General features: G+C 68.7%; 11 protein-coding genes. 5 read left to right on the forward strand and 6 right to left on the reverse strand.

Annotated elements, in window-relative coordinates:
- Positions 1-18 precede the first annotated feature (18 nt).
- A complete protein-coding gene (locus tag AB0M15_RS11655) occupies positions 19-480 on the reverse strand; it encodes a nitroreductase family deazaflavin-dependent oxidoreductase (protein ID WP_363816541.1) in 462 nt (153 codons plus the stop codon).
- A gap of 122 nt (positions 481-602) precedes the next feature.
- Here AB0M15_RS11655 and AB0M15_RS11660 point away from each other — a divergent pair, with 122 nt between their 5' ends.
- Positions 603-1,292 carry a TetR/AcrR family transcriptional regulator gene (locus AB0M15_RS11660; protein ID WP_363816544.1) on the forward strand — a complete coding sequence of 230 codons (690 nt, stop codon included), beginning with the start codon at positions 603-605 and terminating at the stop codon, positions 1,290-1,292.
- Here the strand turns inward: AB0M15_RS11660 and aat are convergent.
- A complete protein-coding gene (gene aat / locus AB0M15_RS11665; protein ID WP_363816546.1) occupies positions 1,276-1,962 on the reverse strand; it encodes a leucyl/phenylalanyl-tRNA--protein transferase in 687 nt (228 codons plus the stop codon). The genes AB0M15_RS11660 and aat overlap by 17 nt on opposite strands.
- A gap of 96 nt (positions 1,963-2,058) precedes the next feature.
- Here aat and AB0M15_RS11670 point away from each other — a divergent pair, with 96 nt between their 5' ends.
- From AB0M15_RS11670 to AB0M15_RS11680, 3 genes are all read left to right on the forward strand, one after another.
- Positions 2,059-2,970, forward strand: coding sequence for a class I SAM-dependent methyltransferase (locus tag AB0M15_RS11670; RefSeq protein ID WP_363816548.1), 912 nt, complete (start codon positions 2,059-2,061; stop codon positions 2,968-2,970).
- Positions 2,971-3,094: 124 nt separating this feature from the next.
- Positions 3,095-3,790, forward strand: coding sequence for an EcsC family protein (locus tag AB0M15_RS11675; RefSeq protein WP_363816550.1), 696 nt, complete (start codon positions 3,095-3,097; stop codon positions 3,788-3,790).
- A gap of 43 nt (positions 3,791-3,833) precedes the next feature.
- Positions 3,834-4,664 (forward strand): helix-turn-helix transcriptional regulator, encoded by an 831-nt coding sequence (locus tag AB0M15_RS11680; protein WP_363816552.1) that lies wholly within the window; start codon positions 3,834-3,836, stop codon positions 4,662-4,664.
- 181 nt (positions 4,665-4,845) lie between these two features.
- Here AB0M15_RS11680 and AB0M15_RS11685 read toward each other — a convergent pair whose 3' ends face one another.
- Entirely contained in the window at positions 4,846-5,772 is a 927-nt protein-coding gene (locus tag AB0M15_RS11685) for a hydroxymethylglutaryl-CoA lyase (RefSeq protein ID WP_363816554.1), read from the reverse strand.
- A gap of 52 nt (positions 5,773-5,824) precedes the next feature.
- Here AB0M15_RS11685 and AB0M15_RS11690 point away from each other — a divergent pair, with 52 nt between their 5' ends.
- Positions 5,825-6,469: a GNAT family N-acetyltransferase gene (locus AB0M15_RS11690; RefSeq protein ID WP_363816556.1), complete on the forward strand. Its 645-nt coding sequence runs from the start codon at positions 5,825-5,827 to the stop codon at positions 6,467-6,469.
- Positions 6,470-6,601: 132 nt separating this feature from the next.
- On the opposite strand, the gene AB0M15_RS11695 is transcribed toward AB0M15_RS11690, so the two are convergent.
- The 3 genes from AB0M15_RS11695 to AB0M15_RS11705 are packed head-to-tail and all read right to left on the reverse strand — an operon-like array spanning position 6,602 to position 9,638.
- Positions 6,602-7,405, reverse strand: a complete 804-nt coding sequence (locus AB0M15_RS11695) for a metallophosphoesterase family protein (RefSeq protein WP_363816558.1) — start codon at positions 7,403-7,405, stop codon at positions 6,602-6,604.
- Positions 7,406-7,449: 44 nt separating this feature from the next.
- Positions 7,450-8,814, reverse strand: a complete 1,365-nt coding sequence (locus tag AB0M15_RS11700; protein ID WP_363816560.1) for a hypothetical protein — start codon at positions 8,812-8,814, stop codon at positions 7,450-7,452.
- A complete protein-coding gene (locus tag AB0M15_RS11705; protein WP_363816562.1) occupies positions 8,814-9,638 on the reverse strand; it encodes a hypothetical protein in 825 nt (274 codons plus the stop codon). The genes AB0M15_RS11700 and AB0M15_RS11705 overlap by 1 nt, the downstream gene beginning before the upstream one ends.
- Between the last annotated feature and the right edge of the window lie 167 nt (positions 9,639-9,805).

Genomic DNA, 9,805 nt, shown 5'->3' on the forward strand with positions numbered 1-9,805 from the left:
GTCGATTCAGGGGTGCTTTCAGGCGGTGTGGATGCGGAAGACGGGGACGCCCGGGGCTACGTGCAGGAGGGTTTCGAGCGGGGAGTCCTTGCGGACGTCCTTGCCGAAGAAGGCGCCGACCTCCCAGGCCCACTTCACCAGGTAGGTGCGGATGATGTCGGGCTTGTCGGCGTCGGCCAGCTCTTCGGCGCGGAACGTCTCGACCCGGCGGCCGACGCGGAGGGTGCCGGTGCCGCTGGCGCGCAGGTTGCGGACCCACTGGACGTGGCCGCGCGGCGCGACCAGGTAGCGCTGGCCGTCGACGACGAGCAGGTTGACCGGGTTGCTGCGCCACTCGCCGGACTTGCGGCCCTGGACCGAGAGCACCCGGCTGCCCATCAGGCTGATGCCGAGGTTGGTCAGGCCGGCCACCACCTTGTTCATCGCCAGCATGCTGCCGCGGCCGGTGGTCACCACTCGCTTGTCGTTGTACTCCTGCATCAGGATCGCCTCCCAGTTTGCGAGAGCGGTGCTCTCTGTTGTGACCAGTGAACACCGATTGGCGGCCCGAGTCAAGAGCAGTGCTCTCGATTTAGTCCGGTGATCATGGCAGACTGCTGGGTATGAACGCCGGACGGACCGCCCGTGACCGAGCCCGGGCCGAGCTGACCCATGAGATCAAGGACGCCGCGCGCCGCCAGCTCGCCACCGAGGGCGCCGAACGGCTGTCGCTGCGCGCCGTCTCGCGCGAGCTCGGCATGGTCTCGTCGGCGCTCTACCGGTACTTCCCCAGCCGCGACGATCTGCTCACCGCGCTCATCATCGACGCATACAACGCACTCGGCGCCAAGGCCGAAACAGCGGCCAAGAACGCTGGAACTCCACGCGAGGCGTGGCTCGCCGTTTGCCGAGCCGTCCGGGCGTGGGCGATCGAGCACCCGCAGGAGTACGCGCTGATCTACGGGTCACCGGTCGCCGGATACAAGGCGCCGGAGAGCACGATCGAGCCGGCTGGCCGGGTGGCGATCGCGTTGCTCGGCATCTTGAGTCAGGCGCAGGCTTCCGGCGTACTGGTTCCGCCCGAGGACGCACCGGAGCCCGCCGGATTGATGGTGGAGCAGCTCGGCGTCTTGGCCGAGATGGCACCCGGAGTACCGCTGAAGGTGCTGGCCCGCGCGATGATCGCGCTGACCCAGCTCTACGGGATGGTCAGCTTCGAGCTGTTCGGGCAACTGGTCGGGACGATGGACCCGGCCGACGAGTTCTTCGCCGACGCGACCGGCCAGCTGGCCACCTTCATCGGTATCGGCTGAGGCTTCCACCGAAGGCGAGCGGCAAGGGGAACGCGAGCGCGCGATCCACGCGACGGACGTACGTCTCGCGCGGAATCGAGACGGCGCCGAGCGTCGCCAGGTGGCTCGTCACCCACTGGATGTCCAGCACGCGCTCGGAGGCGAACTTGTCGCTGAGCAACTCGATCAGCCCCAGCACCGCGGCCTTCGAGCCGTCCGTCTTGTGGTGGAACATCGACTCGCCCGCGAACAGCCCGCCGATCGCCACGCCGTACAGCCCGCCGGCCAGCTCGTCGCCGTCCCACGCCTCGACCGAGTGGACCCAGCCCATCTCGTGCAGCTTCGTGTACGACGCGATGATGTCGTCGTCGATCCACGACCCCGGCCGGGTCGGATCCGCGCACGCCCGGATGACCTGGTCGAACGCGGTGTTGACCCGGATCTCGAACCGCTGACGCGCCCGCCGCAGCGACCGCGACGGCGTGAACCCGTCGACCTCGATCACGCCGCGATCCACCGGCGACCACCACAGCAGCGGCCCGTGACTGTCCGGCATCGGGAACAGCCCCCGCTTGTACGCCGCCAGCACGGTGCCCGGCTCGAGATCCGCCCCGGCCGCCACGACGTCGCTCGCACCGGCGACCGCGACCGGCGGGAACTCCCACGCGGAGGCAGGTGGATCGATTGGCACGCCACCATCCTGGCCTACTCCGCCGACAGACCTCACGCCACCCAGGGAGCAACATCTGTTGACAGAGCCGCATGCCAGCAACATATGCTGCCCAGCATGAAGATCGTCGAGGAGATCGAAGGGTCCGGCGGGCTCGGTGGGCTCGCGCGGATGACCGAGGTGATCGCCGCGCTCGAGCATCGGCGGACCGAGCTGATCGAGCAGTTGCGGTCCCAGCGGCTGGCGAGTTGGGAGGAGATCGGGCAGGCGTGCGGGATGACCCGGCAAGGGGCGAGCCGGCGCTGGTCGAAGCAGTCCCAGGCGGCATCCTTCGGTGACGCAGCCGCGGCGTACCAGCGTGGACGACCGTCCTATCCGTTGTCGGCCGTCGACTGGCTCGTCCCCGGTACTGCGAGGTCGGTGCTCGATCTCGGCGCCGGGACCGGCAAGCTCACCGCGTTGTTGACCGCTCGCGATCTGGCGGTGACCGCCGTCGAGCCGTTGGAGGCGATGCGCGACGAGTTGGTCGCCGCGGTGCCGTCGGCCGACGTACGGGATGGATCGGCTGAGGCGATTCCCCTGGATTCCGGGGCTGTTGACGCTGTTGTGGTGGCGCAGGCTTGGCACTGGTTCGATCCGGCGAAGGCGTTGCCGGAGATCGCGCGCGTGCTGACTCCCGGCGGGACGCTCGGGTTGGTGTGGAACATCCGCGACCACTCGGTGCCCTGGGTTCTTGAACTCGATCGCGTGCTGCACCGGCACGCTCGGCAGGAGATCGACTCCGCACCACCGATCGGTACGCCGTTCCGCAGGGTCGAGCGACTCGAGATCCGCTGGGAGCACGCGCTCACCCGGACCGAGCTGCTCGACATGGTGGCGTCGCGGTCATACGTCATCACGATGCCGGCCAAGGACCGCGACGAACTCATGCACCAGGTCACCGAGCTGCTCGACTCGCATCTCGACCTGCGCGGCCGCAAGAACCTCACGATGCCCTATGTCACCCGCTGCACCCGCGCTCAGCTCTGAGTAAGCAAGGGACTGGCCGGGGTTTCTCCCGAGTGGCGCGTGCTGCGGTGGCACGTAGAGTTGAGTGTGCTGCGCCTGTCCACGGGTCTCCGGGGACAGGTGTCCGAGTTTGTGAGGGAGTGCTGTGGCCGGAGTAGCCAGGTTTGTTGCCAGCAGTCTTGCGCCTGCTGCCCAGCGGTTCGCTCCGCAGGCGGCCGCCGGCGTGCTCCGTCAGGTCCTGGAGATCGCGATCGACGGGTACCAACGGTTTCCCGGCGCCGAGAAGGTGGCCGAACGGCACCTGGCCAAGCACGACGGCGACGCGGAGCTCGCGGTCGACACGGTGATCGAGCAGCACATCCGGCTGGCCAGCGTGCAGGGATTCGTCACCAGCATCGGCGGGCTGGTCACGCTGCCGGTCGCACTGCCCGCCAACTTGACCGGCTTGGCGGTGGTACAGGCTCGGATGGTCGCGTCGATCGCTCATCTGCGCGGCTTCGACCTGGACGATCCGCGGGTGCGGACGGCCGTCATCACCTGTTTGCTCGGCGAGGACGGCGTGACTGACCGGCTGAAGAAGGCGAGCCTGCCGACGTCGCCGCTGGCGATCGCGACCGCGCCGGTGTTCGACCCGGAGCTGGACCGAATGGTGGCCGGCGAGGTGGTCGGTGAACTCATCGCGCGGATCGGCGGCAAGCGGATGGGTCTGATGGTGACGCGCCGCGTTCCGCTGCTGGGTGGCGCCGTGGGCGCCGGGGTCGACGGCTGGTCGACGTTCCGGATCGGCCAGTACGCCGACAAGAGCCTGGTCCGACGGATTCGTCGCCCGATCGAGCAGTAGTAATCCTGAGGAAACTGTCGGCGGTGCGTGTCAGCATGACTTGGTGAGCACACGTCGGGCTGAGCTTGGGGAGTTTCTGAAGGCGCGCCGCGCCAAAGTCACGCCCGAAGCCGTCGGGCTGCCTCCGGGTGGGCGGCGGCGTACTCCGGGCCTGCGGCGCGAGGAGCTCGCCCAGCTCGCCGGGGTCGGCGTGACTTGGTACACCTGGCTCGAGCAAGGCCGGCCGATCAACGCGAGCGGGCAGGTGCTCGACGCGGTCGCGACCACGCTCGGGCTGAACCAGCTGGAACGCGCGCATCTGTACTCGCTGGCCGAGGCGACACCGGTGCGTACGAAGACCGGCGTCTGTGCGGACGAGTCGGTGCTGAGCGAGATCCTGGCCGCACTCGATCCGCTGCCCGCGCTGATCACCAACAAGCGCTACGACATTCTCCAGTCCAACCAGGCGTCCAAGGATCTCTACCACGACTGGCACACGCTGCCCTGCATCCACCTCAACCTGCTGTGGTGCATCGTGACCGAGCCGCTCGCGCGCGACCAGTTGCTGAACTACGACACCGAGGTGCCGTATCTGGTCGCCCGGATGCGATCGGCGTACGTCGAGCACATCGGCGATCCCGACTGGGAGACCGATCTGGACCGGCTGCGCAAACTGAGCCCGGAGTTCGAGCAACTCTGGGCGACGCACGAGGTCGCGGACGGCGAGGCGCGGCTACGGCGACTGGTGCATCCGGTCGCCGGCGAGCTGACCTTCACCGTGACTGAGTTGGCCGTGTCGGCCCATCCCGACCTGGTCCTGTTCGTCGACACCCCCACCGACGACCGCACCCGCGAGCACCTACACCTCACTCGCCGGGAACGGGCAGAGGTCTAGGCCCAGCGCTGCGCGCGACTGCGCAGGCGGCGGCCCGGCGCCGCGTGCGACTGCGCAGGCGGTGGGCGGGCGCAGTCGCCCAGCGGGCGGTGCCGGTGGGCGGGCGGGTGCCGGTGGGCGGGCGCAGTCGCCTAGCGGGCGGTGCCGACGGCTGCAGCGGCCGCCGCGCTGCTCCGACAGGCTAGCCCGCTAGCGCTTGCACTACGCGGCTGGCGGAGGGCTTGCCTAGTTGCTTGGCCATCCAGGCGCTGGTGGTGACGAGGCTTTCCAGGTCGACGCCGGTTTTGATGCCCAGGCCGTCGAGTTGCCAGAGCAGGTCTTCCGTGGCCAAGTTGCCGGTGGCACTCTCGGCGTACGGGCAACCGCCTAGCCCGCCGGCCGAGCTGTCGACCGTCGTGACGCCCTCTCGGAGCGCGGTGAGGGTGTTGGCGAGCGCCTGGCCGTAGGTGTCGTGGAAGTGGACAGCCAGCTTGCCGACGCCGACGCCCGCCTTGCCGAAGGCGTGGATCAGCGCGACGACCTGACCGGGCGTCGCGACGCCGATCGTGTCGCCGAGGGAGAGTTCGTGGCAGCCGAGCTCGACCAGCCGCGCCCCGACCTTGACCACCTGGTCGATCGGTACGTCGCCCTCCCACGGGTCGCCGTAACACATCGAGACGTAGCCACGGACGCTCAGACCTTCGTCGAGCGCGCGCCGCACAGTCGGTGCGAACATCGTGAACTGCTCGTCGACCGTCGAGTTCAGGTTCTTCGCGGCGAAGGTCTCGGTCGCGCTGGCGAAGATCGCGATCTCCTGTACGCCCGCTTCGAGCGCGCGGTCGAGGCCACGCTCGTTCGGCACCAGCACCGGCGTACGGAGTCCGTCCGGAAGGTCCACGCGCTGCAGCAGCTCGGCCGCGTCGGCGAGCTGCGGCACCCACTTGGGGTGCACGAAGCTGGTCGTCTCGATCGTGGTCAGTCCGGCCGCGGCGAGCCGCTGGATGAACTCGGCCTTGACCGCGACGTCGACGATCGCGTCCTCGTTCTGCAACCCGTCCCGTGGTCCGACCTCGTAGATCGTCACGCTCTCGGGCAGCCCTTCGGCCGCGACCAGCTCAGGCTTACGCACGTGTGCCTCCAATTCAGGAGCCGGGGAGGGTTCTCCTCCACAATGGCTCGTGATGACAACTCTGGCTGACATTCTGCGCGGGATCGAAGGCGGCGTCTTCCCCGCCCCGGACCTGAGCATCACGGTGGTACCGGCGCCGTCCGACCGCGAGTCCTGCGTGGTGGCCCTCACCGCGCACATCGTGATCGCCGCGGACGTCTCCCCAGCCTGGGTCGCCGGCCTCATCCCCGACGGCGACCTCTCCGCCCCGCTCAACCCACCGTTCCTGTACGCCCTCGAGCAACTCACCGGCCGCCGCGTCAACGCCATCGACCAGATGCTCCTCGCCCCAGCCCTGACCGATCCGGCCGAACGCGCCACCGCCGTCAAGGACCTGACCGACCTCACCGAACGCGGCCACCCCCGAATCGAACGAGCCTGGCGCTACCGCGACGACGTCCACGCCTACACCACCCCGTACGGCGGCCTGGTCCTCACCGGCCGAGGCCTGGCCGGCCGCCTAGAGGTAGCCCTGGAAGTCCCCGAATCCACCCGGGGCAACGGCCACGGCCGCCAACTGGCCCGCGCGGCCCGAGCCCTGATCCCACCCGGCTCCCACATCTGGTCTCAGGTAAGCCCCGGCAACGCCGCCTCCACCCGCACTTTCCTCGCCGCCGACTACCAACCAGTCGGCTCCGAGGCCCTCTTCGTCCGCTAGCCGGCGCGAAACCACCTTGCCGCCGAGATCGCGTCGGCGCGGCCGACTGGCATCGATTCCCCAGCTGACTCGTTGTCCCCAGACTTTTGCACAGCGTTATCCACAGTTGGGCATGACGACGAGGCTGTCGGACTAGGCCGGTTGGATCGCGGGGTGGGGACGGCGGTGGTAGGTGGGGGTGGTGTTGGCGTAGAGGTCGCCGCGGTAGAGGCCGTGGAGGATTTCGGCTTCGTAGCCGTTGAGTTCGGGCATGGACAGGGCGCGGGCTACTTCGAGTTCGGCGTGGGCGTCGTAGGGGACGCGGACGAACTGGATGGAGAAGGGGGCGTCGTCGATGGAGTCGGGGATGCCTTCGAGGATGACGTAGACGGGGGTGGGGTCGGACATGCTGTTGCCGACGCTGCCGGTGTTGAAGAGGGTTCGGCGTTGCAGGTCGACCTCGTAGAAGGCGTCGTGGGTGTCGCCGTAGCCGACCACGGTCGGGATCGGGCCGTCGCCGGTTGCTTCGGTGTTCTCGAACATGCCGAGGAACTCCTGCTCGTCATGGTCGAAGCGGACCCGGCGGTGAACGCTGGTCGCCGACGCGTGGAAGAGCCGGATCCGGCGGCCGCTGAGGAGGAAGTCGTGGCTGAAGGGGAGCGCGCGTAGCCAGGTCCACTGGTCTTCGCGGAGTTCGTTCTTCCACCACCGCAGGCCTTCACTGTCGAATTCGCGGGCCGGGTTCGGCAGGAAGTCGTCCCAGTTGCCGAGGATGTTGACCTCGCACCGCTCCCGGCACAGGTCGACCACCGCGCTCCCGCGCGGTCCCTTGCCGACGTAGTCCCCGAGATTGAAGACTCGCTCGATCCCGCGCCCCTCGATATCGGCGAGCACCGCCTCCAGCGCCGACAGATTGCCGTGAACATCAGAAATAAGCGCGATCCGCTGCAAACCCATACCCCCATCCTCCCGTCCCCACAGGTCGACCTAGCCGGCCGCCGTCACCAGCTGCCGGAAGGGCCCGCCGGATTAGACGTCGAGGAGCCACGCGGTGAGGTTGGCGGCGGAGGCTTGGAGCCTGAGCCGGGCGGACGAGCACCGCGGGGGCCGCCGGGGCGGGAGCCGCCTGAGCTGCCTGGGCGGGAGGCGCCGGAGCCGCCGCCTGAGGAGCCGCCGGAGGCTGAGGAGCCGCCGCCGGGTTCGCCGGCTGAGTGGGCTACCGCGCCGGCTACGGAGCCGGCGGCCTTCTTGGCGCCGGCCATGGCGACGCCTGCTGGACCTGCGCCGGCTCCGATCGCGCCCGTGGCGCCGCCGCCGGCACCTGCACCGGCGCCAGCACCGGCTCCACCTCCCGCTCCCGCTCCAGCGCCTGCTCCACCTCCACCGGACTTTGCGGATGCTGAGCCGGAGGAGCGGCCTACGTTGATGGCGCCTGAGGCCAGGCCGCCGGGGTCGGCGACTGCGGCGCCGGTGCCTGAGTTGCCTCCTGCTGCGGCGGCGGTCAGGGGGACGGTGAAGCGGAGAAGGGCTGGGAGGGCGACGACGGCCAAGCCGAGCATCATCATGCCGGTCAGCGTCTGGATCAACCCGTCGCCGGTCGAGTTGATCATGCCCTCGTGGGTCATCTGGATCGCGGCCGCATAGATCAATGCAGCCGCGGGTTTGTACGCGATGAAGGCCAGCGCCCAGCCACAGAACTTCTTGAACCAGGCCTTGCCGAGCTCGGTATGCGTCGCGACCGCTGCCAGCGGGAACATGCCGGCCAGCAGGACGATCATCGCCGAGCGGATCAGCAGCAGCACGATCTGGATGAGCGATCCGAACAGCACACCCAGGGCCGAGAAGATGATCAGGAACAGCGGCATCCGCTGGGCGATCTGGCTGCCGTCCTGCATCATCACGCCCCTCATCGCGGTCTCGAAGCTCTCGCCCGGCGGCAGCGACGCATCGACGATGTTCTCGGCGAAGCTGTCCGAAAAGGAGGACAGCAGTTGCAGGGTGCCGGTCCCGGCCGCGGACGCCAGCACGAACGTCATCATTGCCTTGAGCAACTGCCGGAGCGGGTCGCCGCGCTGCTCCCAGGCAAGCCTGATGCCGGCCACCATGATCGCCAGCCCGAAGAGCGTGGTGGTCAGCCAGAAAGTGTGCGTCTGCAGGAAGGCGATCGTCGGCTGGTTCGTCCAGTGGAGCTTGGCGTCCTCGGTGGCCAGCGTCGGGCCGGGGATCCGCACCCAGAAGGTCGCCTGCGAGTGCAGGCAGGCGAGCACGGCATCGGACAGCTGCCGGACCAATCCTTCGGTGGCGTTGCTGATCACGTTGCCGAGGCCTTCGCCGACCTTGCAGCCGACGTCGAATTTCCCGCACATCAGACACCGCTCCATTCGACGAAGTCGTTGAGGTTGTGGTGCTGGGAGTACGGCGTACCGACCGCGGCGGCGTCTGGCGGTGGTACCAGGTGCCAGTCGCCGGCGTGCCAGGTCAGCGTGAAGGTGGCGCTCATGAACTCCGTCTGCACCGGCATCGCGAGCATGATGGTGACGCGGTCGCGGTCGGCGTCGACGATCCGGTAGCCCGCGACCTGCGCTGGAGTCGATGCGGTGTCGGGCGTTTCTTTCCGCACTGCCTGAAGCAGGAGGTCGGTGTCGCGGCCGGGGACCATCAGTTTGGTCGCCGTCGGGATGACCTTGGTCTGGTCGGCGAGGGCGGCGATCACGTTGTACGCCGCGTACACCGCCCCGGTCGGCGAATGCGCGAAGCATCTCCGGAAGCCGTCGGCATCGGTCTTGCCCGGCCCGTACGCCGATGAGCGCGGCACCACGACTCGACGGCTGATCTCCCAGAGGTCAGCCTTCGGTGGCCGGCTGGACGGCGTCGCTTGCTCGCCATCCGGCAAGCCGCAGCTGCTCGAAGTACCGGAGGACCCCGACGAGGTCGAGCCACGCGGCCTGGCCACGGCCTCGCCGGCGGGCTGTGGGGTGTTGGAGACCGCGCGGTCCTGACTGGAGGGTGGTTCAGATGCTGGACCGCCCTCGCCATCCGTCGAACGGTTGCTCTGGTCTGCCACCGACGCGGGAGTGCTCGAGGGGGCGGTGAAGAGGAGGAGGGCGCCGCAGGCGAGGATGGCGGTCAGGGTGATGCAGGCGGCGATGAAGCCTGGGCCGTACGGGGACTTCTGGTCGGGCTCGGTCATCGGAAACTCCTGCTTTCCCCTCGTCGGACTGACTGGTGAAAGCCTGGCAAAGATCGGCCGGCCGCCGCGGAAGTTATCCACATGGGTGTGCATCCGCTGGATGTGCATGATGAGTTCGCTGGCCGGATGACCCAGTTATCCACAGTCGCCCGGAGTCCGGGTTGACA

This window comes from Kribbella sp. NPDC051718, from assembly GCF_040681515.1.
In the GTDB taxonomy this organism is placed as follows: Bacteria; Actinomycetota; Actinomycetes; order Propionibacteriales; family Kribbellaceae; genus Kribbella.